Here is a 26,249-nt window from a genome sequence, read left to right as displayed (position 1 = left end):
ATACAAACAAAGTCCACCTACGTGGACTTTGTATACAGTCCGCGCAGGCGGTGAGTCGAGTCCTGCAGGCGGGTTTCCCGCGCCCTGGGAACTAGCGTATAGCCCTTGCGGGCATAGCCTGCGGCATCGCGAAGCATCTCCGTCAGGAGATACCCGGAGGGACTTCGTTTGTGTAGGCGTGATTTCAATCGCAAGCGTGTTTTTCTAAATTGGGATGCTCCTCCTAAATCGTCTTTAAAGCAAACTTTAAGAATATTTTCCCCCCTTTTTAAGGGGGGTTAGGGGGGATCTTCATACAGTGGTAGACTTTACACTATTGGGTTGTGAGTGACATTAATTGAGAGGTAATTTTAATTAGACTGAAAAATCAAATTATTAGCAAACATGAGTAAGCAGATTTCGGATGATTACAAAAACCTACTAATTGAAGTAAAACAACGCATTCGTTCTGCTCAATATGAAGCACTGAAAGCTGTCAACAAAGAACTTATTGCTCTGTACTGGGACATTGGCAAGATGATAATAACCCGTCAACAGGGGGCTAGTTGGGGAAAATCAGTGGTAGAACAGTTAGCAAGGGATTTGCAGGCAGAGTTTCCTGGAATTAGTGGCTTTTCTGCCCGTAATATTTGGAATATGCGGAGTTTTTATGTTACCTATAGCCAAAATGAAAAACTGCAACCATTGGTTGCACAAATTGGTTGGACTCACAATCTAGTGATTCTTGAAAAGTGTAAGGATGATTTGGAACGAGAGTTTTATATCAGAATGACTCGCAAGTTTGGTTGGACAAAGAACGTTTTAATTCATCAACTTGAAAATAAAGCTTACGAAAAAACTCTCCTCAATCAAACTAATTTTGATAAAGCCATACCAGAAGAAATACGCGATCGCGCAAAATTAGCAGTTAAGGATGAATACACATTTGACTTTCTAGAATTAGGTGATGAATACAGCGAGCGTGAGCTAGAAAAGGAAATTCTGAAAAGGGTGCAACCATTCTTACAAGAAATGGGAGGTATGTTTGCCTTTATTGGCAGTCAATATCGTTTGGAAATTGATGATGAAGAATACTTTATAGATATTGTGCTCTATCACCGTAGTTTGAAATGTTTGGTAGCAGTAGAACTAAAGATTGGTAAGTTTTTGCCTGAGTATGTTGGTAAGATGCAGTTTTACTTAGCTGCTTTGGATGACAAGGTAAAGCTACCTGATGAGAATCCGTCAATTGGCATTATTCTTTGTAAATCTAAAAATAAAACGATAGTTGAGTATGCACTTAAAGAATCAAATAAACCAATTGGTGTGGCAACTTATCAGATAGTTTCTACTGTACCTCAAGAACTTCAACACCAGCTTCCTGCTCCAGAGCAAGTTGCCAAGTTATTGGAGGGAATTGAATGAAAATTGATGGAATTAACCAAGCAGCACTACTTTGGGCATCTTTAATGACTTAAGATGAAAGGAGATGAGATATGGGTTGCTTGAGGTGTACATTCCTGCTAAGGACTCTTACAATGGACATTCCTAAGGCATAAAAGGAAATATAGGTTAGGAATGAAACTAGAGGAAAAAAAGTTACACACCCTACTCTAACTTGTGTTCCTTAATACTTTCTTAAACGACAATGAGTACACCAACACTTGAAGAACTCGAGAAACTTGCTCGACAACTTCCTGAAAAAATTCCTTATCTCAAATTGTTAATTTTATTTGGCTCTAGAGCTACTGGCAAAACCCATGCTCAAAGTGACTGGGATTTTGCCGTACTTTTTAATGAAGAAGAGCGAAAAATACATATTAAGGATAATAATTGGGGCTGGTTTGAAGTTCCTCTCATTCTTGGGAAAACTTTTGGAATAGCTCCCGAAAAAATTGATGTAGTAGAACTTAATAATTCTTCCTGGTTAGTAGCACATTTTATAGCTCGTGATGGTATTCTGCTTTATGAGAAAGATCCAGGAGGATATGAATATTTCCGGAGCACTTCATTAAGACCAGAGTCAGAAATGAAAAAATTTCGCCAAGAGCAACGCCAGCTTATCGAAATGGCATTGAAAAAGTGGGGATTATGATAAACATTGACTGGGAAGTCGTTTTAGTTAGAATTCGGTTGGTTGTAAAATATTGCGATACTTTAGAAAAGTTTAAATCGATTAGTCTTGATGAGTATTTGGGTGATTTTTCCCAGCAATTAATTGTTGAAAGGCTCTTACAACTCATGGTCGAAGCAGCAACAGATATTAATAAATATCTGTTGCTACAGTTATACGAAATTAATCCAACCACAAATTTTGATTCTTTTAGTCAGGCTGGACAAAAAGGCATCATTACTCAGAATTTAGCAGATGAACTGGCAAAATCAGTTGGAATGCGGAATATTTTAGTTCATCAGTATAAAGACATAAACAGCACAATAGTGTTTTCGGCTATTCCAAAGGCTTTGGAGCAGTATCGATTATACGTACAGCAAGTTATAGCGTATTGTGATTCATTAGAGACATAAGGATGGGGAACACTATGACCAGAGATAATTTGCTGTCAAGAATTTCCATTGACCCGAATATTTGTTTTGGCAAACCCCGTATTCGCGGACATCGCATCCCAGTTTATCTGATTCTCGATCTTTTGGCTGGTGGCGAGACTATTGAAGAAATTCTTCAGGAGTACCCCAGTATTGAACGAGAAGATGTGCTTGCGTGTCTTGCTTATGGTGCAGAAATGTCAAGGGATGTGTTTGTGGAAATTCCTTTGAGTTCAAAAGTTCAGCATGAACATGAGTGTAAATGAAAAAGATTTTTTTTGTCCACCAGATTAAGGTGTTTTTAGTTATTATGCTAAGCCCGGACACTTATTTTGAGATTGGTAATACTGTCAAGCATCGGTCTCAATCTCATATAACTTCCAGAGGGTGCGGAGCTTACGCTTAAGACGATCGCGCATACTATTAGGTGCTACAATCTCGCACTCATCCCAGTAACGGGCAACTTCCCTAACCAGCCAAAACTCGTTTGCAACTCGTCGCACAACTTGCCGCACATCTCCGACCATCTCATCACTAACGTCATCATCTTTAGGTTTATAGCTTTTTTTCATCCAACCTCGAAAGTGTAAGTACACTTTTAGATAATCTAGCTGTCCTCGCCAATTTCCGTTGAGAGGTACAGCTGACTTAATGCCATCGTAGGTTAAACAACGGTTGTGCCATAGTTCTGGTAGCTCGGGAATATCTTTTTCTACATCTTGTGTTTCTTCACACCAGACAAGAAGATAAAAGCGATTATCAAAAAAGCGAGGTTCTGCATGACGGATAGTGTATTCCAGTTCTACCCCTTGAGAATTACGGTAGAGAATGTAGAAAGGCTGTTGCTTTTTCATCCATTCCTCAATCTGAATTCGCCATCCTTGAGTAGATTGGCTGATTTGTTTCATTAGAGATTGACGCAGGGGAGGTTCAAGATTACCTCGCTCTAGTAAAAGTGCAAGTACAGTTTGTGCTTCCCCAATACGACCCGCATCGTTTAGGGCTTTTATAGCCTGTTGCAAAGCGTTAACCTGGTTTGAACTGAGGCTAAAAGGCTTTCCTACTTCAAGGGATTGTTCGGCGATCGCTACTATTAAGCCAGAAATACTTGGTTCTTTACCCCATTTGATATCGAGGCTGCGAGCAATTTCCTCCAATTTTTCTTTGGTTCCGGGCGGAATTGACAGTGTAATCGTGTCTTTTTTTCTAACCATTCTTAAAAATGTACTTGCACTTACAGGAATCTTGTGCGATAGTCGTAAATGTAATTATAAATCTAGTGACAAGCAAGTGCAGCGACATTATTGCTGAGGAAACCATTTCTCATTGCGGATGTAGGTGGCTGAAAACTTTGCACTCTGTTTACACAATCAGCAAACACTGAATAAAGCTCATATAAGAGCAAAATATCAGTGTAATCCACAGTTTCAAGAACTAGCTTTGTAACATAGACTCAATTTTGAATTCCATTATCTTTAATATGCCTAAGCGCACTCGGCTTTTGAATGGGCCTCCAAAAAGCTTGGAGGAACGTTATTTTAGTGAAATTCGGCCCTTGTTATACAAACGATTGGGAACGCATCATCAATATGGTGTGCGAAAGGGAACGACTCTTGCAGAACACTTAGATTCAGCGTGTCAGTTCATGTTGACCGTTAGCCGGATAGCTGAAGTTCCAGAAGACAAACGACCCGTGCTGTTAGCTGCAACTGCAGTTCACGACTTAAATAAATTAGACCCACAAGAACGTAAGGTAAAAACCTTAGCGAGAGACAGGGATTTTTTACAACAACAGTTTGAACTTGCAGGTGTACTGAGTTTCGTCTCAAATGAAAAAGACTTTGAGTTAGCGAGACGACTTATTGAACGCCATTCCGGGCATAATGTCAGTGATGGCGCGAGATTTTTACCAGAAGACCCCAACATTGAACGTTGGGCGGCGATGATAACAGCCGCCGATCTATTCGATCTGGGAATTCCTGATGCAGAACGTTTTCGCAAAGTTCAAAATGAATTGACAGTTGCATTTGACCGCCCTAGCAATCTTTTCAGAGTCCGCTTGTCTGAGGACAGAGGTTATATTACTGCACTTTTACTAGGCGCGTGTGAAGAAGTTTTAAAAACATACCGCTTAACTCCTCTTGCTATTTTCCCTGACGGCGAACTTTTTGAAGGCGAAGCAATACCACAAGTCGATTTAGTAGCCGAGATTGCTGGTGTTTGGCAAAGAAAGATCGATGAAGTTTTTGGAAATAATATTGAACGACTGGTTAGACCGACTAAAGATGGAATCAAAATTGCTCAACAAGCCATTCAACAAAATATTGAAGAGGTACTGGTCAATGTAGAAGCACTTTTAGAAAAGAAAAAAGCAGGTTATAAAGCAGACAAAGTTGCAAAAGATATAGCAAAGTGGGGTGAGAATTCTGGTAATGAAGCTATCCAGAAGGCATCTGAACTGGGTTTACTTCCTGTCAGTAATGCAGAAGAGTTTGCAGTATCTGAAGGATTGAAAGCTGCATACCTCAGTTACCGAGAAGCCGGATTAAATCCAAAAGATGTTTGGGATAAGATTGCTCATCATGCGGGAATTACCGAACAACAACGTCCATTATTAGAAGCATTTAACGGGCAATACGGACGACCTTTATTTGCAGCAAAAGCAGCAGTCAAAGGGATTGAAGGTATTAAGGAAGCGTTGAAAGAATCTTTTCAACTGAGAAAAGACAGTACACAAGTATCGCAAGCAACAGAAGTATCAGAAGAAATGGTCGCTGTTGTCAATCGAATGCTAAATTTACCTATTGCTTCTAAGTTAGATGGATTAAAGGAATTAGATGCTTATGTAGAAGCTAATCCCAAACAAAGGTGTTCTCTAGGTTCTACTTCCAATGACATTGACGAACTTATTTCTGATGCTATGCCTCCCGGTACAAAAGTACAGGCTTTTTCTAACCGCTTACCCGGTGGAATCAGTGCAGAACCAAAAAGACAAGCAGATTCAATCGCAGCGTTAGCATATCAACTGATGGCAGTAGGAGCAAATTTTCCTGCTGTGAAAAAGCAAGATCCACTGTATTTACACTTTGCATTACCTAAAGGTTCAAGCCCAGAACTATTGAGGCTTTGGCGGGAATACTTAGAAAGGCTTGCTGCAACTAATGCCGAAGGTGGAACTGTCACAGTTGATGAATTGCAACTGTATCGAGACAACTCTCTAGACTTTAAACCTAATAAAGTTGTCGGATTTGCTTTTCCTAAACGTCGAGATTTTGTTCATACAACAGTTATTCTTCCTCTCGTTTGGGGTGATGTAAATGCTTCTTTAGCCTTACTCAAATCCCTACGTCTAGCTTTAGAAATGTCTTTATCCTTGGAGTTTGGATTTCCTTTCTCTATTAGTGGAAACTTAGAAGTAGAAATATCCAATGATAATCCTGAAAGTAGAATTTTTGGACGAGTAGAAGGAATTCCAGCAGCGCTTAAACCTCTTTTAAGGAATGGACATTATTGTCGGTGTAAGGATGAAGAATCTCAAAAAACCACAGATATTATCAGCACTGAAAGAATTCTTGAAAGCCTGCAATGTATGGGAAAACTTGCAACGTCTGTCGCCAGTATTCAGAAAGTAGATGACTGCCTGTACGATCTAGCCCGTAGTTGTGTAAGACCGATTGAGCTTTATTACGTTCTTTTACGTTGGACTTTGCGAGAGCAAGATGAACCCAACTTAAGTGTCATTTGGAGCCGAATTCGGGAACCATTAAATAATCTATTGGAGAACCTTATGCCAGATGAAAACTCACTCTTAACCCAATATCTTAAAGAGGCGGCTCAAGTTGCTGCTGAAGGCAAGATTTGGGGAAGCTCGTTTAAACGAACTGCACAAGCTGAACCTTTTACAGCCTTTATCTCAGCTATTCGCGCTCAAAAGCCTCACTTGGGTTTAGATGTTATTTTTGCTGCTTTAATTCAGCAATATCATATCCGCTTAGACCGCATTCGCGAACATGGCGTTGGTCAAACAAAACTTTCGCAAATCAAACGTTATTACGAAGTTTTGCGAAAGCTTTATGAGGAAGTTTATAAAGGTCGTCCCGACAAGCTTTTGACCGATCAAAAGACTCTGGAAGCTGCTTATCTATTTTTCCTTGAAGAAGCCCGTCAGCAGCTTAAAGAGAAATCTGAAAATGGTTCTGTTGAAGTCAGTACATCTATTTAATTAGGAGGCTACCATGTCAATTCAAAAACTTTCTTCTGTTCTTGCTCAAACCTACGAAAACTTTCCTAAAGGACGGTTTATTACTTTAGCTGTTCTCAGGACAACTCAATCTGAAACCATCCTTCGTACAGAAGGTTCTGGTGAACCCATGTGTAGCGAATTTGTTCAAGCAGGCATTAATGATGAGAACATTATTCAACGCCTTGTGATGACTAAGCGCAAACAAGTTGCACCAGAAAGACGTTACGGACGAGAGCATTTAAGAGCGCACGAACTGTTATATACCAGTAAAGATGGTGCTCTGTGTTCATTAAACACAAATGCTCCTTGTGAAATGTGCGTGGACTGTTTTCTCTATGGTTTTGCCGCAGGAGGTGGCGGCGCACAGAAAAGCCGAATTTGGACGGAGGATGCTTTTAGTGTTTTACCCGCTACTGAAGTTTTAGGAGAAAGAACTATTAACGCCACTTACGAGAATGGCACAATGCGAGACCAAAATGGTAACGCCTCAACAGCTTTAAATACCAGCGAGTATATCAAACCAGGTGTCCACTTTCTGGATGTTGTTACTCTCAAAGATGTTACTGCTGATGAATTAAGATATATCATTGGCAACATTCTTTACACCAGTCGCTATGGTGCTGTTTCCAGTCGTGTTGGACGGATAGAAAATTCGATATTAGGTATCTTTGGCAGTATTGCTGAACTCCCCAGTTCTTTGGAACTCGTACAAGCTATTTATGATGCCTTAGAAAAACCTTTAGAACATCCAATGAATAGCAAGCGTTTAGCGGAAAAAGCGAAAGAAGTACTTTCTAGCTGGAAGAATAAGCGAGGTGTTTCTGTGTATTTGTCTGACGAAGAAGTCGCAAGCGTAATTTCTGATGTCGAGCATCATTGGTCTGAAGAAAAACGGGATAATTTCTTGAAGCAGTTAAGCCAATCTTATGAACCTTTCCGTCAAGTTCCTGCTGAATCTAAAAAAGGCAAGAGCAAAGGTAAAAAAGCTACAGCCGAAGTAGAGAGTTAAGCTATGACAACAATTCCTTTTCAGCAGGCAAAGCTTGTGGAATTAATTTGTTTAGAACCAGTCTTTTTTGCCTCTAGGGAGTTGTCTGATACCTACTATACTGAAGGGACGATTGGGAATTATGCTCTAACCTATGCTTTGGGTTTAGTGTATTCTCCCTATCGTCTCCAAGGACAGGCTACAGGACGACCTACTTACAAAGAAGATTTTGAAGCGATCGCACAAGCATTTTACATATTACCTGCTTCACCTGCAAATGGTCGAGTGACTTTCCGGTTTGAACGTTTCAATGCTCTTTCTGATGCTTATTGGTATGCAATGACTAATAATCGAGTCGCTACTGCAAGAGAAGATTTGCCATTGCAACGCCAAGGGAAAAAGCCTAATTCCTTTAGACCAAGTAATTTTCCTCAAACTGGAAGATTGCGGATGATTGAACGTGGTAATAAATTTCAAACTGTAGTCTTTGGCGATCGCGAATTACCCGACTATATCCGTGTTGGTAAGTTTGCTAGCAAAGTTAAAGTCAATGTTTTAGAGCAATTTGATGTCATTTCATTACCAAATGGACAGTATCAAACTAGAGCTTACTTGAACGTTGCAGATTTACCACCACAAATAGAAATTTTGTCTTTTGATTTAATTTCTATGCCTCCAGCGCCAATACTGAAAAATCTTCATTTTCAAGGTACTGCTTGGCAGGTAGGAGAAATCATTGTTCCATCTGGTTTACAATTTTGTTGTGGAGCTAGAAGTAATGACTAATCAAAGATTGGTGATTCAACTTGAATCTCGTAGTATTTTCGCTTGTCCATCACCACCTGAAGATATTTCACGTCTTGGTAGCACATCTCAAAATCAACTCCTTCAACATCAAGTTGATGTGTTTGAAAAATCTCGTGATGCCGATATAATTCTTGATTTAGCACCCACAGGTACAGGTAAAACAAAAGCAGGATTCACAGTTTTATTACACAAACCTACAAAAAGTGCTGTCTATATTGCCCCAACTAATGCTTTGATAGAGCAGCAACGTGAAGCTGCTGAAAATTTTGTCAAAGATGCTAATTTACCGCATGTAGTCAAATCAGCTTCGGCAAAAGAAATTAGAGCATGGTCAGATGATAAAGTTGGTAAGCGACCTGGAGAAAAGCTGTATAACGTTTTGCGAAATCCAGCAACTATATTTCCAGAGGTAGGTGCAAATAGAGCAATTATACTGGTGACCAATCCCGATATTTTTTACTATGCCACCTTTTTCGCTTACAATTCACATGACAGAGGTAATATTGCTAGCAGTTTTTACACTAAGTTTAGCACAGTTATCTTTGATGAATTTCATCTTTATGATGCTAAACAACTTGTAGGATTACTGTTTTATCTTGCCTATTCCCATATCTTTAATTTTTTCAAACATGGAAGACGGATTGTCTTGCTAACTGCTACACCAGAACCAGCTTGTGAATTAGCTCTACAAAGTTTGGAAAAGCAGGGTGTGAGGATAGCAAGAGTAGATGGAGAAAAAGGTAATGGTAGTCTTTTAGCATCACAAACATCTGTGAATTTGGAATTAAGACCGCAACCCGATACTAGGGACGAGTGGTTAGCTGAGTTAGCATCTGAAGTCGTTCAACGTTTTCGAGAAAGACCAAAAGAAAACGGTGCAGTTATTCTTGACTCCTTAGAAAGCATTAACCGTCTCAAAGAGTTATTAGATAAACAAGGACTGAGTAATTCCATTGGACGTATCACTGGTCCTGCACCCTTAAAAGATAGACAACGAGCAATGCAATGTCAAATTATTTTAGCCACTAGCACTGTAGATGTAGGGTTTAACTTTGAAAGAAATCCTGCACCAACACGTCAAAATCTAGATTGGCTAATTTTTTCAGCAAAGAACTGTGCTGCATTTTGGCAAAGAATTGGTAGAGTTGGACGTGTTTTAGGTAAGTCTGAGACTGATATTGATTCTGAAGCCATAGCTTATTTACCTGCTATAGCTTGGGAACAGGGTTTAGCCTCGCTTGATATATCTGGAGGACGGAATGCACTCGAACAAACACTTAAGAATCTTCCTTGTCTGGAAAAGCCTTTTCTACTAGCATACTGGCGTTCTGAAGCCTTTTTAGAAATTGCTCGTCCACTGTTAGAACTTGAAGAAGCATTGCAAGGGATAGTAGGTGCAGAACTAATTCCACAACTTTTTGAAACAATAAAATCAACTTTAGGAGGAAATCGCACTTGGGATGACTGTCGTTTTAGAATGAAAGTTTTACGAGGTGCGGAGAATATTAGTAAAGCTTCGCTTAAAGATGTTCAACACAAATGGCGGTATACTCCTGGCGGTCAAGCTTTTGTAAGAAATTACATTAAAGCTAAGTATCCTGAAGATTGGGATGACCTACAAGCAGGGCGCGTGTCTTTAGATGACTATGAATCGTTATTCAAACAAGATGAGGAAGCTGCAAAAGATTTAAAAGAGTTTGCTGAAATCTTCAGTACCAGTTATGCACCATTATTTTCTTTCAGAAATAGTTTGTTTGAAAGTCTTTCAATTCGCGATCCACACGGTTATCTTTTAGATGAATCAGAAGAAACATCCCTTGACCCTATCCATCTTTTACGTCACTACGAATTTGTTCCGAATGGAGAACTTTTAGAAGTGACTGGTCGTGCAAAGGATAATTATGAGTTAGTTTTTCGTTTGAATTATCCTGATACTTGGCAAGAATTTGTCAATACGGAACTCAATAAACTGACTGCTTTCAAAAATTGTTGTATTGAACGACGCATAGGAGTGGGAGGAGCAATACGACCTACACCTTTGATTAAAGCACTGGAAAAATATTTGATACCAGGAGTGATTGTCTCTGAGAAGGAGAATCAGTATATTATTATTCAAATGCAAAGAGAAGGAATTGTTTCATATCCAATTGTCATCCAATGTAGCAATGCCCAAAAAGAATACAAATTTTTGCCAGGGATTGCAGGAATCTTAACAATGGCAATGAGAGGTAAACAATTGCGTCTTCCAGATGATGAACCCTTTATTGCTTAATAACTCTCAATTATGCCCCACAGTCTTGTTCTTAACCTAGTCCCTCAGTCCCCCATCTACCCAGAATTCCTATCAGGTAGACACTACCACGCTTTGTTCCTCACTCTTATCAGTTCTGTCGATCGCGATTTAGGAGATTACCTACACTCATCCAATACAGACAAAGCCTTTACTCTGTCTCCTTTACAAGTGCAACGCCAACGGGAAGGATACCCCATTCCCAAGAAACCGGATCGCAACAGCAAATTCCACAAACACCATACCTTACAATACACTCACGAACAACCCATCCCCCCAGGTACGCCGTGCTGGTGGCGGATTTCTCTTCTAGACGATACGCTTTTTGGGAAACTGACTCCACTTTGGCTCAATCTCAACCCAGAACATCCCTGGCATTTAGGCTCTGCTAATTTGTACATTACCAGTATCTTGGGAACTCCCCAACCAATACAGCCTTGGGCAAATGCTTGTACATATGCTCAATTGTACGAGCAAGCCAGCCATCGCGATCGCACTATCTCCTTCAGCTTTGCCACACCTGTAGCCTTTCGCCAGGGAGCATATGATAGCGTTTTACCCGTTCGAGAATGTGTTTTCAACAGTCTTCTCAGTCGTTGGAACAAATATAGTGGAATTGAGTTGACTGATTTCTCCATCGAATCCATTTATCCCAGCTTTGTCAACATCAACACGGAAGTTGTTAGCAACTATGACAACAAATTTATTGGTTGCGTTGGCGAAATTAACTATCGAATTCTAGGAGAAGTTGAACCCATAGTTATTAAGCAAATGAACGTCCTTGGAGACTTTGCTCTCTATGCAGGGCTTGGACGAAAAACAACGATGGGAATGGGAATGACGCGTCGATTAAAAACTGCTAACAGCTAATAGCTAATGGCTAATAGTTATTAGCTATTAGCCATTAACCATTAGCAATAAGCAAAAACCATGAATGAAACAGAAGAATACGTTCCGATCGCAGCACTAAACCAATATGCTTACTGTTCGCATCGATGTTGGCGAATGTTCTGTGCAAGCGAGTTTATTGATAATCAATATACCATTGAAGGAACAAGCCTACACGATCGCGTTCACACAGTTGGAGAAGGAAATCGAGAAGAAACTTGGCAAGTTCGAGCCATTTGGCTGAAATCGGAAAAATACAAACTGATTGGAAAAGCCGATCTTATCGAATCAGAAAATGGTCAATGGTATCCCGTCGAATACAAACGCGGTCACAAAGGCGAGTGGGATAATGACGAGTTGCAAGTCTGCGCCCAAGCTTTATGTTTGGAAGAAATGACCGGACAAACCATCAAGACAGGTTACATCTACTACGCACATTCACACCAACGCCAACTCGTAGAGATCTCTGAAGAATTGCGGCAAAGTGCGATCGCAACTATTGAATCCGTGCAAAAGCTAGTTTGTACGGGTCATATGCCAAAAGCCGTGAAGACAAAGCGCTGTACGGGATGCAGTCTCTACACGAGATGTTTGCCAGGAACTGCAGACAAAGTAGGGCGGTATCAAGAAGCCTAATATCATTATTCAATTTGGATTGAGAAACGATGGGAACAGTATATATCACGCAAGAAGACGCATTTATTGGCAAGGTCGATGAACGGTTGCACGTCAAATTTGAGAAAACAACCATTTTAGATGTGCCACTCCTCAAAGTTGATGGTGTTGTGGTGCTAGGACGCGCCACAGTTTCACCTGCTGCTGTCAATGAATTATTGCAGCGTCAAATTCCGCTCACATTTCTTACAGATACAGGTAGTTATTTAGGACGTTTGGAACCAGAAATGACAAAAAACATATTTGTACGTAAAGCCCAATGGGATGCTGCTGGTGATACACCCCGAGCTATTCATGTCGTCCAGGGGTTTGTACGGGGAAAGCTTAAAAACTACCGTACTATCCTTGTGCGCCGTCAAAGAGAATGCGCCGATATAGATTTATCGACTTTTATCCACCGCCTAGAGCAAGCAATTGCACCCATTGACACAACTCACAACATTGATTCATTAAGAGGCTTGGAAGGTGCGGGTAGTGCAGCTTATTTTGGATGCTTCGATCGCATGATTCGTAACATGGCATTCTCCTTCACCAACCGCGTCCGCCGCCCCCCTACCGATCCCGTCAATTCTTTACTCAGCTTTGGTTATTCATTACTGTGTCACGATATTCAAGGCGCAGTGAATATTGTAGGATTCGATCCCTATCTAGGATATTTACACTGTCAGCGTTATGGCAGACCATCCCTAGCATTAGACTTGATGGAGGAGTTTAGACCTGTCATTGTCGATGCTGTTGTGCTATCCGCTTTAAATAAGCAATTCCTCAAGGCTGAGGATTTTGTACAAGAACCTATCAGTAACGCTGTTTCCCTCACCAAGGAAGGACGAAAAACATTTTTGCAACTGTACGCACAGAAAAAGCAATCTGAGTTCAAGCATCCGGTACTTGGACGCAAATGTACTTATCAAGAAGCCTTTGAAATCCAAGCCCGCTTCTTAGCTAAATACTTGATGGGAGAAATCGAGAAATATCCACCACTTGTGATGAAGTAAGCTATTACGCTGTTTGTTGACTCAGTAGGACGGGCGAGAACGCCCGTCTCACAAGAGTTAGGTTGACTGAAGTTGTGCAAGTTAAACAATTATTAGCTTAGAAACTGGAGGTAGAATTTTCTCAATGAACGTTGTCGTGTCTTATGACATTTCCGAAGATAAACGTCGTACCAAAATCCATAGCGTGCTTAAGTCCTACGGTCAGTGGGTGCAATTTAGCATTTTTGAGTGCCAACTCACTGATACCCAGTATGCAAAGTTGCGATCGCGCTTGAATAAACTGATAAAGCCCGATACCGATAGCATCCGCTTCTACTTTCTATGCGCCTGCTGTTTCGGTAAAGTAGAACGTATCGGTGGTGAGCCAGTACGCGACGACACAATTTTTTTCGCTTAATTCGCGGATGGGTAGGTGTTGGAAAAGAACTCAGCAGAAAAATGGCTGAATTCCTTTTAGCATAAAGCTTGAGAGCGATTTTATTACCTCACCCATCCGCGCACCTTACCCAGACTGAATTTCAGCCATTTTCCCTCTACTCAATTTCAATTTATCGTGCTATGATTAACCCATCCGCGATTTTGAACCATGAAAACCAAATACTGATTGACTTTTGGATTCCTGCCATTGCAATTTCACTTACTCCCTATTAGGGATTGAAACTTTAAGCGCGATCGCAAGTTCGTTGACTAAGATTGCAATTTCACTTACTCCCTATTAGGGATTGAAACCAACAACAAAATAACTATATAGATAAAAACCACCGCCCATTGCAATTTCACTTACTCCCTATTAGGGATTGAAACTTACGTTGCATCTCTAATAATATTTAAAGTTAGATTATTGCAATTTCACTTACTCCCTATTAGGGATTGAAACTCTTCAACACTTCACCATTGAATCTAGTAATAGCATTGCAATTTCACTTACTCCCTATTAGGGATTGAAACCATCAAAAGTTTCAAGTATTGAAAAAGAAAAGTTTTATTGCAATTTCACTTACTCCCTATTAGGGATTGAAACCTGATAAAGCTATTACCATAGCCAACAAGGCTTCTTCATATTGCAATTTCACTTACTCCCTATTAGGGATTGAAACTTGCTATGACAATCCTTCTTTACCCAAAAACCCATTGCAATTTCACTTACTCCCTATTAGGGATTGAAACCTGCATTGCTACACGTGCCAACGTGCCAGATTTAGGGAAAATTGCAATTTCACTTACTCCCTATTAGGGATTGAAACAGAAACTCTACCTTATTCATGGTTGCGTTAAGCGATTGCAATTTCACTTACTCCCTATTAGGGATTGAAACAACAAACAAAGCCCGTACTTATATGGCTATGGCATTGCAATTTCACTTACTCCCTATTAGGGATTGAAACAAAATCCATTTACTCCGAGATTGGCTGTACCATTGCAATTTCACTTACTCCCTATTAGGGATTGAAACCTTTGAGTTTTGAGACTGCCCTGTAAAACGAGCGATTGCAATTTCACTTACTCCCTATTAGGGATTGAAACCCATGTGCAAAGCATCGAAAATGTACAGATTGCATTGCAATTTCACTTACTCCCTATTAGGGATTGAAACTTTTTAAGTAGCTTTAGTTATTTAACCTCAAAATTGCAATTTCACTTACTCCCTATTAGGGATTGAAACCGTAAAGGAAAAAGGAATAAACCAAATTCCTTGACATTGCAATTTCACTTACTCCCTATTAGGGATTGAAACTAAAATCTTTTGGTTTAATGTAGTGAGGAAGTGAATTGCAATTTCACTTACTCCCTATTAGGGATTGAAACGCTAGTTTCCCAGCGTGAGGCAGCGACGGCAGCGATTGCAATTTCACTTACTCCCTATTAGGGATTGAAACTTGAAAGAAATACAAATCAAGATAGCGCGTTGGAATTGCAATTTCACTTACTCCCTATTAGGGATTGAAACTGCAGTATCCCGCAGCGCACCAACAAACAAACATTGCAATTTCACTTACTCCCTATTAGGGATTGAAACGCGTACCACATACAGGTGTGACCCATCTTTCACGATTGCAATTTCACTTACTCCCTATTAGGGATTGAAACATAGCAGCTAACTTCATCAGAATGGCGGCTGTAGAGGATTGCAATTTCACTTACTCCCTATTAGGGATTGAAACACGCCACCAATAACCACAGCACCAACGAAAAAGCAGCATTGCAATTTCACTTACTCCCTATTAGGGATTGAAACATTAGCTGGGCTTCCGTAAGAGTCAGAAAAGCACATTGCAATTTCACTTACTCCCTATTAGGGATTGAAACCGGCACGAACAATCCAGCGTGCTTGAATCCGAGGTAATTGCAATTTCACTTACTCCCTATTAGGGATTGAAACGAAAATGAATTACTAAATTGCATTGCAGCGCATTGCAATTTCACTTACTCCCTATTAGGGATTGAAACAAGAACTCGCTGTCACAAGCCGGATCTTTCCACGTGATTGCAATTTCACTTACTCCCTATTAGGGATTGAAACCTGGTGAAATTGAGACCTCACGAGCTCCGCTATTGCAATTTCACTTACTCCCTATTAGGGATTGAAACTTGCGGTTCTTGCTCCTCAGTTTGCGGCTGTCCAGATTGCAATTTCACTTACTCCCTATTAGGGATTGAAACAATCTCAATAACCCACAAGTCCTCAACAAGCTCGTAATTGCAATTTCACTTACTCCCTATTAGGGATTGAAACGCACAACTCCGTTGCCTACACTAGATGGTGGTATCAAAATTGCAATTTCACTTACTCCCTATTAGGGATTGAAACCCGGTTTGTCAAGCAGACTCATTTGGGATTCAACAAGATTGCAATTTCACTTACTCCCTATTAGGGATTGAAACTATACGGGGCAGGTGGTACAGGTAAGACAGAGACTGCCCATTGCAATTTCACTTACTCCCTATTAGGGATTGAAACTCTATTCTATTTAAAATCTCTAAAGATTGAGTAGGATTGCAATTTCACTTACTCCCTATTAGGGATTGAAACGCAAACAACCTACAGGTATTCCAAGATGCGAGGAAAGATTGCAATTTCACTTACTCCCTATTAGGGATTGAAACTGAAGACAAAATGAAAGATTTGCAATCTCAGATTATTGCAATTTCACTTACTCCCTATTAGGGACTGCGCGAAACCAATATAAAAAAGCGCAGCAACATTATGGTAGAATAATGTTGGTACAGCGAAACAAAATTTTGTAAAAGCATGACCGTTAGTAGCAATTATCTTTGTTAAGAATTGCTAGTTTTTCTAGGGCTGTCGTAGGCAAAAGTTTCTACGCTTCGCGCTCGGACGCCAGTGTACCTGGGAATGTTATCTAGTCCTAAGACTATGTAGCGAAAGAATCCCCAACTATAATGCAAGTTTAGTTGGTGGTGCGTTCAAAGGAGAACTTAATGAAGCTGGCATTGTTTGGAGCCAACGGTATGGCTGGAAGTCGAATTGCGCGGGAAGCATTGATGCGGGGTCATGAGTTAACTGCAATCGTTCGTGATTTATCTCGCTTCTCGCTATCGTTCGATCGCTCCACCAAGTTTGTTGGCAATGTTATCGTAGGTAACGTGCTCGATCCAGCGAATGTGGCAGAAATTGTAAAGGGACACGATGCGGTAATCAGTACCGTAGGACCGGGCGCTGACAAAGCAAGCGATCCGGTCTTGGCACAAGACATCATCAAGGCTTCCCACTCGCTCATCGAAGGCTTGACTCGTGCAGGAGTTCGGCGTCTTGTAGTCGTTGGGGGTGCTGGAAGTCTTGAAGTAGCACCCGGTCTACACCTTGTAGATACTCCTGAGTTTCCAGAAATCTATCGCCCTGCATCTCTCGCTCACCGCGAAGCACTTTCCATTTACAAAGCGTCTAATCTCGACTGGACGTTTATCAGTCCTGCAGCGTTTTTTGAACCTGGTGAACGAACTGGTAAGTATCGGATTGGTACTGACCAGCTCCTAGTTAACGATAAAGGTGAAAGCCGAATCTCAGCTGAAGACTACGCGATCGCACTGCTAAACGAGATTGAGCAACCACAATTTGTTCGTTGTCGCATGACTGTTGCTTACTAATCTCTAAGCGGTTGCTCGGCACAGACATATGCTTGGCAAAACGAATGTATTGTGCCAAAGGCAATAATTCACTGACTCAAATTAGATTGCTTCCACTAAAAATGGTAGTGTCGCCCGAAGCTCAAGCTAAACTCAAAGGCAAAAATTCTGCATTCTTACTAATTTGGTAAAGTTAAAGGGAGCGGTGGTGAACTGCCTTACAGCAACACAATTTCCGTGCTTAATTCGCGGATGGGTAGGTGTGGGCAAACCACTTAACTCAAAAATGACTGAAACGTTTATGGTGCAAAGCTTAGAGGCACTCTGTCAACCCGATCCATCCGCGCACCTTACCCAGACTGGATTTCAGCTATTTCACCTCTACTCAATTTCAATTTCTCATGCTATGATTAGCTCATCCGCGATTTTGAACCATGAAAACCGAATACTGATTAACTTTCAAGCTCCTGCCATTGAAATTCTATTGACTCCCTTACAGGGATTGAAACTAGAAAAGCAATTTTTTATAGGTACTGGATTGATTATTGAAATTCTATTGACTCCCTTACAGGGATTGAAACTAAATGAGCAACAGTTTAGCGCTTACAGACTATCCGATTGAAATTCTATTGACTCCCTTACAGGGATTGAAACCTGAAGGAGGATCGATCGCTTCGTGAGTATAGGATTGAAATTCTATTGACTCCCTTACAGGGATTGAAACATCGGATGCCATGCGATCGCTCCTTACAATTGACCGATTGAAATTCTATTGACTCCCTTACAGGGATTGAAACGATTGGGTGAAATACAGAACACCAGTGTGGAGCGATCGCATTGAAATTCTATTGACTCCCTTACAGGGATTGAAACTTGGCTCAGCCACAAGCCAGAATCATCAACACTGATTGAAATTCTATTGACTCCCTTACAGGGATTGAAACATGCGATCGCTGTTCTTCTTATTCAGATGGTCGTATTGAAATTCTATTGACTCCCTTACAGGGATTGAAACATCTGAGGAACCGGACGGCTGTAAGGGGGACGATTGAAATTCTATTGACTCCCTTACAGGGATTGAAACCTTAATTTGCCCCGCATTCTGGGGCTGCTGCCTCAGCAACTTCTCAAATTGAAATTCTATTGACTCCCTTACAGGGATTGAAACAAATTTTTGACAGCAGTGCTGTTTTTCCGCATGGCTCCATTGAAATTCTATTGACTCCCTTACAGGGATTGAAACCTCATCCTGGCTCCATTGGGAGTCGCAAAACATTGAAATTCTATTGACTCCCTTACAGGGATTGAAACCATCATGACTCAAGTTTACGAAAAACCCATTCCCATTGAAATTCTATTGACTCCCTTACAGGGATTGAAACCTCCTCTCCACTTAATCAAGTCACCGACTTTAATATATTGAAATTCTATTGACTCCCTTATAGGGATTGAAACTCAAAATGCATTAAAGGTACGGGAAAAACGATTTATTGAAATTCTATTGACTCCCTTATAGGGATTGAAACTTAGATAAAACAGGCGGAAAAGGAAAGAAAATTGCATTGAAATTAAATTGACTCCCTTATAGGGATTGAATACAAAGAGTTTTGTATTTCTTCATGCATCTATCCACGATATCTGTTATTTAATAAAGGTATATTGCATTTAACCCAATCACATCCATGACTATTGCAATTGCTCTAATTGCGATCGGAGTTTTGACACAAGCGGTGGTTTTGGCAACCTCACGGTCATCGCTGGTTCGTTTCAACCAAACTTGTCAAACTTGCGGTTATCAGATTCCACCGATGGAGCGTTCTCCTGCATTCCACGATTGCCCAGAATGCACCCGTTTGTCTAACCTTAGTGACCCACTGCCCCGCTTGTAGGCTTTACTTTTTTAAGTAGCAGCACCAGCAGCGCACCTGCAAACAGAGTAAAGCCCATGAACAGGAAGCAGTCATTGAAGGACAAGACGTTTGCTTCTTGGCGAACAATGTTAGCGATTTGTGCAATTGCTTGGTTGTGGGCTGTCACCGGATCGGCACCTCGATCGGTAAAAAACTGTGTCAGTTGGTCAATCCGCTCGAGCGTAATCGGATTTGAGAGGGATACATTATCCACTAAACGATTGGAGTGAAATCGTTCCCTCTGTGATTGCAGCGTTCCCAAAATGGCAATGCCGACCGAGCCGCCTAAGTTACGTGCCATGTTGTAAATGGCTGAGGCAGAGCCAATCTGTTTGGCTTCAATGCCAGCCGATGAAATACTGGAAAGTGGCGTGAGAAGCAGGGGTTGCCCCAAGGCTCGCACAATCTGCGCTGGGATCAGTTGATCTATTCCCGTGTCGTGAGTCATATAAGAGTTCATAAAACAACTAATTCCAAATAGCGATAGTCCAACTGCGACTAGCAACCGTAGGTCAAACCGCTTCATTAGCTTGGGCACAAACGGCGTAATGAAAAGCTGTGGGATGCCTGCCCACGCAATGGTTTCACCAATTTGCACGGCGTTGTACCCCTGTACCTGCGATAGGTAAAGTGGCAGAATGAAGGTTGACCCATACAAGCCAAATCCCAGCGCTAGGGTAATCACAATCGACAAGCCGAAGTTCCATCGCCCGAGTAGTCGCAAATTGAGCAGCGGTTGCTTGCGCCTAAACTGGAGAATCACAAACAACGGCAGCGCGATCGCTGCAATGATTGCTGCTTGCTGAATTTCTTCAGAGCCAAACCAGTCCTTGCGATTTCCTTCATCAGCAAAAAACTCGAAGGACGCAAACCCGATCGCCATCGTGATGATGCCCCACCAATCGCCGTTTCTCAACAGACCGAGCTGCATCGGCTTGGGAGTTAGCCCGTACCAAACTCCAGCAATGAGCAATAGACCTGGGATGAGATTGATATAGAAAATATACTCCCAACCGTAATTTTCCGTGAGCCAACCACCAATCGTGGGACCAATTGAGGGCGCAAAGGTTGCCGAGATGGAAAATAACGATAAACCAATCGGTTGCTTAGAAGGTGGCAAGGTTATTAGAATCACGGTAAACGCCATTGGGATCAACACTCCCCCGGTAAATCCCTGTCCTACCCGAAACAAAACCATCATCGGCAGGTTGACAGCGAAGGCACAAGCGATCGAAAAAATTAGGAACAACGTGGCATTCACAAGCAAATATCGCCGCACCGAAAACACTTGCGCTAGCCACCCAGTCATGGGAATCACGATAATTTCAGCCACCAGATAACCTGTAGAAATCCACGATCCTTCATCAATGGTGGCGCTTAAAGCGCCTGTAATATCTTTAAGAGAGGCATTCGTCACCTGAATATCCAGCACTGCCATGAATGCCCCCAACAAGGTTGCCATTACCCCAACCCAATCTTTCAAGGAAACAGATTGGTTTGAAGCCCCTCGGGCAGGGCGCGAGGACAATGCTTGGGAACGATTGATGCTCTTGTTAATCATAAGTGTAGCTTCTGGTATTAGTAAGTAGTTATTAACGGCTGTTAAAGCGGAGGCAAGTCCTCATTCACTGCGTATCAACGGTTACAACAACCGACATTCCTGGCGTAATTCGAGATTCGTAGCCTCGAATGCTGTTTGGGTCGAATACAACTTTCACTGGAATGCGCTGCACAATCTTTGTGAAATTACCAGTTGCATTGTCCGGTGGCAAAAGCGCAAATTTGGCTCCAGAAGCGGGAGATAGACTATCGACTTTGCCCCTAAACGAATGATGGGGAAAGGCATCTACCTTGATTTCAACAGCTTGTCCGGGCTGCATATTTTCCAACTGGGTTTCTTTAAAGTTGGCAACAATCCAAGGCGTTAGCTGCACTACAGACATTAAGGTTTGTCCGGGCTGAACCCGTTGCCCGACCTGGACAGTTTTGTTGCCGATTCGTCCAGCTATGGGAGCTACGATCGAGGTATAAGAGAGTTGCAAGTCCGCATTCTTTAATTCGGCTTTTGACTGAGCGATCGCCGTTAGTGCAGCTTTATACTGCAGTCGATTCACCTCTGTTTGTTTAGCAGTTGCGTTGGCTTGTTGCAGATTGCCTTTGGTGGAATTCAGTTTTGCTTCAGCATTGGAAAGATTTTTTTGAGCCTGCACCACTCTCGCTTGAGCCTGCTTAATTTGCTCGCTAATAGCGTTGTATTGCCCCAATGTTGATTCGTATACTGCTCTGGCTGTATCAGCCTGTTGTTGGGGAACAGCGCCTTGGGTAGAAAGGGCAGTGTAACGCTTGTAATCCAGCTCGGCTTTGATCAAATTTGCCTTGACTTGAGCAAGTTGAGCTTGGGCGGCGGGTACTCCTGCTTGTGCTTCTGCTAAAGCGGCTTCCGCACTAGAAACAGTTGCTGCCGCCGCATTAATATTTCCCTGTGCTTCTGTGGTCTGCCCCACCGCATTTGTTGCCGTCACACTAATATTGGCTTGGGCAACTGCCGCTTGTTGCTCTGCTGATGCTAGATCTGCCGCTGACCGCTGTCGCGCTACATCATAGTCCCGTGGGTCTAACTTCACGAGCAGTGTCCCCTGTGATACCTGTTGATTATCGTCTACTTCAACATCCACTACGGTTCCATTGATGCGAGCGTCGATCGGATGGATATATGATGTAACATAAGCATCATCTGTTGACTCGTGAGCCGAGGCATAGCGCCACCAGTGGTAGCCAAAAATAGCGCCAGCAGTTAACCCTATGCCCAGTAAGCCAAACAATATCAGCTTGCGGCGGGGATGTTGATGGGGTGGATTCGGGGAACTCGGCAATGATTCAGCCGTTGCAATACCAGAAGAGCCTTCCTTGTCCAGCACAAGTGGTTTGCGTCCGTCATGAGATTGGTTTTCGTTAGTTAAGTCAGTCAGTTCCATTGCTATGTTAAGGATATATACGCAGTTGTCAGTTAAGTTAAGTACAGGTCGTTAAGACATTGGCTGCTCGCCGTGGTTCTGTTACCAATTTGCTTACTTTTCATTCTTCCGCGATCGCCCAATACAAACCACTCAAGTTCTTCGAGTTAAAACGCGATTTAATTTTTCTGTGATTGAGGACCGCCACCCTAAGTGAGCCACAAGCAATTAAATGCGGTACATTTTCTACAATCCTCTTGACAACTGCCTTACAGCCTTAACTTCTGACAAATGTTTCCCCATCCTATTTTTCCAATTCCCATACAGCAGGCTTTCTAAGCTTGTTTGTTCGTCGAACTCACGTTAATGCAAAAAAAAAGCGCAATACTTTGCGCCTCTAAAGTCATACTGCTATTTAAATAGATGAAAAACGCTGTAAGAATTTTGCTCGGATAGAACTCATACACCCAATGGAGTCAGTGCTGGTTGATAACAACCAAAGTAGAGGTTACTTAATTCCTCTACAGAAACATCCGTTTGCGATTCAGGATTCAGGAAGTAAGGATGGATCGGCAGCAATTCAACCTGAGACTTTGCTTTAGGTGAGGACACAATCTGCTCTATTAAAGTCAGATAGTTTTGAGCCGTTGTATCCCAAGTGTAATTCCTCTTGACTCGTCGCTGACCGACAACGGCAAAATGCTCCCACTCCTGAGGATCGCATAACAACCGCTCCAAACCACGGGCAATATCAGCAGGGTCTTCTGGATCGACAAGTACGCCAAATTCGCGATCGCCCTGTTGCAAGCTCTCGCTGGGACCGCCGTTCTGAGTTGCTACCACTGGTAACCCTGCTGCTGCTGCTTCTAAAGGAGCCAAACCAAAGGGTTCATAAAGTGCAGTCAGGGCAAACACCGACCGCCTTTTAGCCATAAACCGATAAGCTGCAGCGAGGGATTCCTGTGAAGAAATTGGCAAGCCAAAAGCACCAATTTTTCCCCACAAGTTGTTTTCCTCAACCACCTTCCGAATAGGAGCTAATACCTCAGTTTCGGTCATTTCTTCGCTAGCTTCTTCTCGCAAAGGATCGTCTAGCCCTCCTGTCAGCAGCAACAAGTTTGCTCTTTCTTGAAGGGTTTCACTCATTGCAAAAGCTTGAACCAACCCTAATAAATTTTTTTTCAGTTCCAATCGACTTGATGCCAATATAGCAGGCAATTCCCGACGTGACTCTGCAATATCCCTTGCCAAACGATCTTGAATGAACTCGCAAATCATTTCCTCGTTTTCGGAACGTGCATCTTTACCAAAAATCGAGAAATCAGTACCCGGAGGAATAACCGCAAACCGATTGTCGTCGTTTACATCCACCGCATCCTTATACACGCAATGAGAGTACTGTTCAAAGCGTTCTTGTCGCGTACTGGTAATATTCATAGCCGAACGGTTCATGCTCAGACGTTCGGCAAAAATGCGGTATTTGAAATTGAATTGCTCGTTTATTTGAGCCAAATTCTCTGGTGTAGCCTCCAATTTATCTATCTTTTGAGCACCGAGAGAATGAGCGGTAAAGGTGAAAGGTATTCCTGTCTTCTCTTCAATAAGAACAGCGCTGAGTCCTCCATCACCATAGTGGGCAGTCATTGCATCGGGGAAACTACCTTCCTGCTGATAAAATTTTAGGATGTTGGGTACCCAATCTTTAACTAGATGGGGCCACAAAAACTCTTTAGGTAAAAATTCTTTTGGTCCTGCTGGTAACCGAATGATGCGGACGTTATCAATATCTGGATAATAATCAAACGTTTCGCCAAACTCCGGCCAATTCGGATCGATGATTTGACGGGTGATAATATCAACTTTATGACCTTCTCCAGCCATTGCGATCGCAACTTGCCTAACGTAGACTAGCTGACCGCCAAAATCTGCATGTTCTGCTATGTGACTGTTGCCTGAATCAAAGTTGCCCTGAGGGTTGAGAAATCCAATATGCATTGCTCGCTTCCTAATACAAGTTGATTTCCTGCTTAGATTTCTGCCTGAACGCAGCAGCACAACAGCTTGGTAAGTCTACCCAGACCTTCCAAGACCGAAGAACTCAAGCACTGAGGCTGTATACGAACGCCATCAAAAAGTCAGCTTAAGGGTCATTACCGGCTTTTTGTGACGTACATCTAGCCGATTCACGCAATTTTTTTTCCTAGTATCTAAATTAATCCCCAATCGGGCTTGCTCACATATACCTGATGACATAAAGTATTAGTATCTGAATAATTTTATATCCCCAACTTCTTAAATAAGTCGGGGATAGTGTAGCTCATCACTAAAAATCTTTATCTAGCAAATTTTTGGCCCTCTGAGATCCTATAACTTATCCTCTAGAAGATTTTTTAACTTGTGTCATTTCTGCCAACAAGGTGAATAAGACGATACCGCAAAAATCAGCAGTTAAGTCTACTAAATCAAAACTACGATGTGGCGATAATTTTTGGAGAAACTCTTCACCGACGGTAAAAATACTAACTAAAAGCGGAGCTATTGGCACGAGAAAGTTCAAAATTTGGACCTTACGTTTTTCTAAAGCCAAATGTCCTAAATATGCTGCTATACCTATTAAAAGAAAATGTAATATTGTGTCATAGTAAGGAAACTGTGCTATTTCAGTTGGAATAATTTTCATGTAAGCTGAAATACAAATTGATAGCAAGATGCCAAAGTAAAACCAAAAAGCAAAAATCCAAAAACGGTTTGACATTATTTTTTCATTTTCAAGTGTGTACGTTCTGCCAACCAAGTAAAAAAGAGAATGCCACAGAAATCGGCTATAATATCCTTCTTATCTATCCCGCTATGCCATATAAATTTCTCTATAATTTCGTCTGTGCTACAAAAAAAGAGAATTATAATTGGTGCGATCGGTAAAGACATTTGCAAAAATCTAAGTTTAGATTTTCTTGTAGATAAGTGAGCTATGTAAGAAACTAATCCTATTAAAATGAAGTGTCCAATTAAATCTACAGGCGTAATTTTTGTAACGCTAGATGGAATAATTTTAATATAGACAGCAAGAGATAATAGACTCAAAAGTATCAGATATAAACACAGTACAACAATCCAAGAACGGTTAAATTTCATGCAGACTCTATAAAAAAAATATCGGTTTTTCTACTTGCATTTGTGATATTAAATTTGTTTGACTACCCAGAATTCATCATATAGTTACATTTCATTGCTCTTAGGAAAGGCGCAAAAATAACTCAAACACTTTTGAAGAAATAAGGGTTAGAGGTTGTTTATCAAGTAAATCTTAAATCACCAAATGTATTGTGTAGGGTGGGTATTACCCACAAAATCAAACTTTTGGTTGGGATTGCTGAATCCAATATGGAACCCCGATTGTTGGGTTTCGTTCCTCAACCCAACCTACCACGAACCCATATTTTATGAGAAGTCATTAAGCGAACGTGATATGATTTACTAATCAATAATTCAAGATAAAGAAAGAGCATTCCGCAATGGAATGCTCTTTGTCGGGAAACTTCATATTAAATTCATAAAATAGCTAGCAAAAGCATAATTTTCATGAACTTTTTAAGCATGAAGATTTGCTTGTTCTTGCAACCAAGGATCTACAGGTGTACCATCTTTACGACGCAATTCAATTTCAACAACTATAACCTCTTGTGAACCAGGAGGAGCAGGTTTTTGATGAAAAAGAATGTCAAAATCAGCAGGATTTTGATTGCGTTCTTTCAACCATTCCTGAACTTTTGTGATAGCAAACAATGATTGTCCCTGTTCAAACATGCGGGTAATTTGCATTTGTAATGAGAAGGGATTTAAGCGACCCATTTTTTACCCCCTAGATACATTTTAGATTTTAGATTGTA

23 protein-coding genes and 1 CRISPR repeat array are annotated in these 26,249 nt (G+C 41.4%); of the genes, 16 read left to right on the top strand and 7 right to left on the bottom strand.

Going from position 1 to position 26,249, the window contains the following annotated elements; translation table 11 throughout:
* The 5 genes from AB0756_RS28795 to AB0756_RS28775 form a co-directional block, all read left to right on the top strand.
* The coding region (locus AB0756_RS28795; protein ID WP_408104026.1) for a hypothetical protein at window positions 1-208 on the top strand (208 nt) is incomplete at its 5' end.
* A 176-nt stretch (window positions 209-384) separates the two neighbouring features.
* The gene (locus AB0756_RS28790; protein WP_038109911.1) at window positions 385-1,404 is read left to right on the top strand and encodes a PDDEXK nuclease domain-containing protein; all 1,020 of its coding nucleotides are present in this window, start codon (window positions 385-387) and stop codon (window positions 1,402-1,404) included.
* A 223-nt stretch (window positions 1,405-1,627) separates the two neighbouring features.
* Entirely contained in the window at window positions 1,628-2,074 is a 447-nt protein-coding gene (gene mntA / locus AB0756_RS28785; protein ID WP_038109912.1) for a type VII toxin-antitoxin system MntA family adenylyltransferase antitoxin, read from the top strand.
* Window positions 2,071-2,505 carry a type VII toxin-antitoxin system HepT family RNase toxin gene (hepT, locus tag AB0756_RS28780; RefSeq protein WP_082051773.1) on the top strand — a complete coding sequence of 145 codons (435 nt, stop codon included), beginning with the start codon at window positions 2,071-2,073 and terminating at the stop codon, window positions 2,503-2,505. Before mntA ends, hepT begins: the two co-directional genes overlap by 4 nt.
* A 14-nt stretch (window positions 2,506-2,519) precedes the next feature.
* Window positions 2,520-2,789, top strand: a complete 270-nt coding sequence (locus AB0756_RS28775; protein ID WP_038109913.1) for a DUF433 domain-containing protein — start codon at window positions 2,520-2,522, stop codon at window positions 2,787-2,789.
* 84 nt (window positions 2,790-2,873) lie between these two features.
* Here AB0756_RS28775 and AB0756_RS28770 read toward each other — a convergent pair whose 3' ends face one another.
* Window positions 2,874-3,737 carry a WCX domain-containing protein gene (locus AB0756_RS28770; protein WP_038109915.1) on the bottom strand — a complete coding sequence of 288 codons (864 nt, stop codon included), beginning with the start codon at window positions 3,735-3,737 and terminating at the stop codon, window positions 2,874-2,876.
* A 266-nt stretch (window positions 3,738-4,003) separates the two neighbouring features.
* Here AB0756_RS28770 and AB0756_RS28765 point away from each other — a divergent pair, with 266 nt between their 5' ends.
* The 11 genes from AB0756_RS28765 to AB0756_RS28715 all read left to right on the top strand — a co-directional run bounded on the left by AB0756_RS28765 (window position 4,004) and on the right by AB0756_RS28715 (window position 19,384).
* Window positions 4,004-6,745: a hypothetical protein gene (locus AB0756_RS28765; protein ID WP_038082613.1), complete on the top strand. Its 2,742-nt coding sequence runs from the start codon at window positions 4,004-4,006 to the stop codon at window positions 6,743-6,745.
* Between the two features lie 13 nt (window positions 6,746-6,758).
* Window positions 6,759-7,775: a type I-D CRISPR-associated protein Cas7/Csc2 gene (gene cas7d / locus AB0756_RS28760; RefSeq protein WP_038082614.1), complete on the top strand. Its 1,017-nt coding sequence runs from the start codon at window positions 6,759-6,761 to the stop codon at window positions 7,773-7,775.
* A gap of 3 nt (window positions 7,776-7,778) precedes the next feature.
* Complete coding sequence (gene cas5d / locus AB0756_RS28755) at window positions 7,779-8,540, top strand: type I-D CRISPR-associated protein Cas5/Csc1 (RefSeq protein ID WP_038082615.1); 762 nt, start codon at window positions 7,779-7,781, stop codon at window positions 8,538-8,540.
* The gene (gene cas3 / locus AB0756_RS28750; RefSeq protein ID WP_038082616.1) at window positions 8,533-10,833 is read left to right on the top strand and encodes a type I-D CRISPR-associated helicase Cas3'; all 2,301 of its coding nucleotides are present in this window, start codon (window positions 8,533-8,535) and stop codon (window positions 10,831-10,833) included. The genes cas5d and cas3 overlap by 8 nt, the downstream gene beginning before the upstream one ends.
* Window positions 10,834-10,845: 12 nt before the next feature.
* A complete protein-coding gene (cas6, locus tag AB0756_RS28745) occupies window positions 10,846-11,721 on the top strand; it encodes a CRISPR-associated endoribonuclease Cas6 (protein WP_038082617.1) in 876 nt (291 codons plus the stop codon).
* 60 nt (window positions 11,722-11,781) lie between these two features.
* Window positions 11,782-12,375 carry a CRISPR-associated protein Cas4 gene (cas4, locus tag AB0756_RS28740; RefSeq protein ID WP_038082619.1) on the top strand — a complete coding sequence of 198 codons (594 nt, stop codon included), beginning with the start codon at window positions 11,782-11,784 and terminating at the stop codon, window positions 12,373-12,375.
* A gap of 29 nt (window positions 12,376-12,404) precedes the next feature.
* Window positions 12,405-13,409 (top strand): type I-D CRISPR-associated endonuclease Cas1d, encoded by a 1,005-nt coding sequence (cas1d, locus tag AB0756_RS28735; protein WP_038082620.1) that lies wholly within the window; start codon window positions 12,405-12,407, stop codon window positions 13,407-13,409.
* A 124-nt stretch (window positions 13,410-13,533) separates the two neighbouring features.
* Window positions 13,534-13,806, top strand: a complete 273-nt coding sequence (gene cas2 / locus AB0756_RS28730) for a CRISPR-associated endonuclease Cas2 (RefSeq protein ID WP_072040780.1) — start codon at window positions 13,534-13,536, stop codon at window positions 13,804-13,806.
* Window positions 13,807-14,033: 227 nt separating this feature from the next.
* Window positions 14,034-16,585: a CRISPR direct-repeat array (repeat unit 37 nt; unit sequence ATTGCAATTTCACTTACTCCCTATTAGGGATTGAAAC).
* Between the two features lie 265 nt (window positions 16,586-16,850).
* Window positions 16,851-17,516, top strand: coding sequence for an NAD(P)-dependent oxidoreductase (locus AB0756_RS28725; protein ID WP_038082621.1), 666 nt, complete (start codon window positions 16,851-16,853; stop codon window positions 17,514-17,516).
* A 265-nt stretch (window positions 17,517-17,781) separates the two neighbouring features.
* Window positions 17,782-18,117 carry a hypothetical protein gene (locus AB0756_RS28720; RefSeq protein WP_050046154.1) on the top strand — a complete coding sequence of 112 codons (336 nt, stop codon included), beginning with the start codon at window positions 17,782-17,784 and terminating at the stop codon, window positions 18,115-18,117.
* A gap of 1,060 nt (window positions 18,118-19,177) precedes the next feature.
* Window positions 19,178-19,384 (top strand): hypothetical protein, encoded by a 207-nt coding sequence (locus AB0756_RS28715; RefSeq protein ID WP_137986434.1) that lies wholly within the window; start codon window positions 19,178-19,180, stop codon window positions 19,382-19,384.
* Here AB0756_RS28715 and AB0756_RS28710 read toward each other — a convergent pair.
* The 6 genes from AB0756_RS28710 to AB0756_RS28685 all read right to left on the bottom strand — a co-directional run bounded on the left by AB0756_RS28710 (window position 19,359) and on the right by AB0756_RS28685 (window position 26,211).
* Complete coding sequence (locus AB0756_RS28710; protein ID WP_082051772.1) at window positions 19,359-20,966, bottom strand: MDR family MFS transporter; 1,608 nt, start codon at window positions 20,964-20,966, stop codon at window positions 19,359-19,361. The two genes, AB0756_RS28715 and AB0756_RS28710, sit on opposite strands and share 26 nt — an antisense overlap.
* 64 nt (window positions 20,967-21,030) lie before the next feature.
* Window positions 21,031-22,380: an HlyD family secretion protein gene (locus tag AB0756_RS28705; protein ID WP_038081189.1), complete on the bottom strand. Its 1,350-nt coding sequence runs from the start codon at window positions 22,378-22,380 to the stop codon at window positions 21,031-21,033.
* A 438-nt stretch (window positions 22,381-22,818) separates the two neighbouring features.
* The gene (locus AB0756_RS28700) at window positions 22,819-24,354 is read right to left on the bottom strand and encodes a glycosyltransferase (protein WP_038081187.1); all 1,536 of its coding nucleotides are present in this window, start codon (window positions 24,352-24,354) and stop codon (window positions 22,819-22,821) included.
* 376 nt (window positions 24,355-24,730) lie between these two features.
* Window positions 24,731-25,114 (bottom strand): VanZ family protein, encoded by a 384-nt coding sequence (locus AB0756_RS28695; RefSeq protein ID WP_336604333.1) that lies wholly within the window; start codon window positions 25,112-25,114, stop codon window positions 24,731-24,733.
* Window positions 25,114-25,494 carry a VanZ family protein gene (locus AB0756_RS28690; protein ID WP_038081186.1) on the bottom strand — a complete coding sequence of 127 codons (381 nt, stop codon included), beginning with the start codon at window positions 25,492-25,494 and terminating at the stop codon, window positions 25,114-25,116. The genes AB0756_RS28695 and AB0756_RS28690 overlap by 1 nt, the downstream gene beginning before the upstream one ends.
* A 456-nt stretch (window positions 25,495-25,950) precedes the next feature.
* The gene (locus AB0756_RS28685) at window positions 25,951-26,211 is read right to left on the bottom strand and encodes a hypothetical protein (protein ID WP_038081185.1); all 261 of its coding nucleotides are present in this window, start codon (window positions 26,209-26,211) and stop codon (window positions 25,951-25,953) included.
* Between the last annotated feature and the right edge of the window lie 38 nt (window positions 26,212-26,249).

Origin of the sequence: Tolypothrix campylonemoides VB511288_2, assembly GCF_045999855.1 — a bacterium.
GTDB lineage: Bacteria > Cyanobacteriota > Cyanobacteriia > Cyanobacteriales > Nostocaceae > Scytonema > Scytonema bouteillei_A.
The sequence above is the reverse complement of the archived record's forward strand: the minus strand, read 5'-3'. Positions and strand labels throughout refer to the sequence as shown.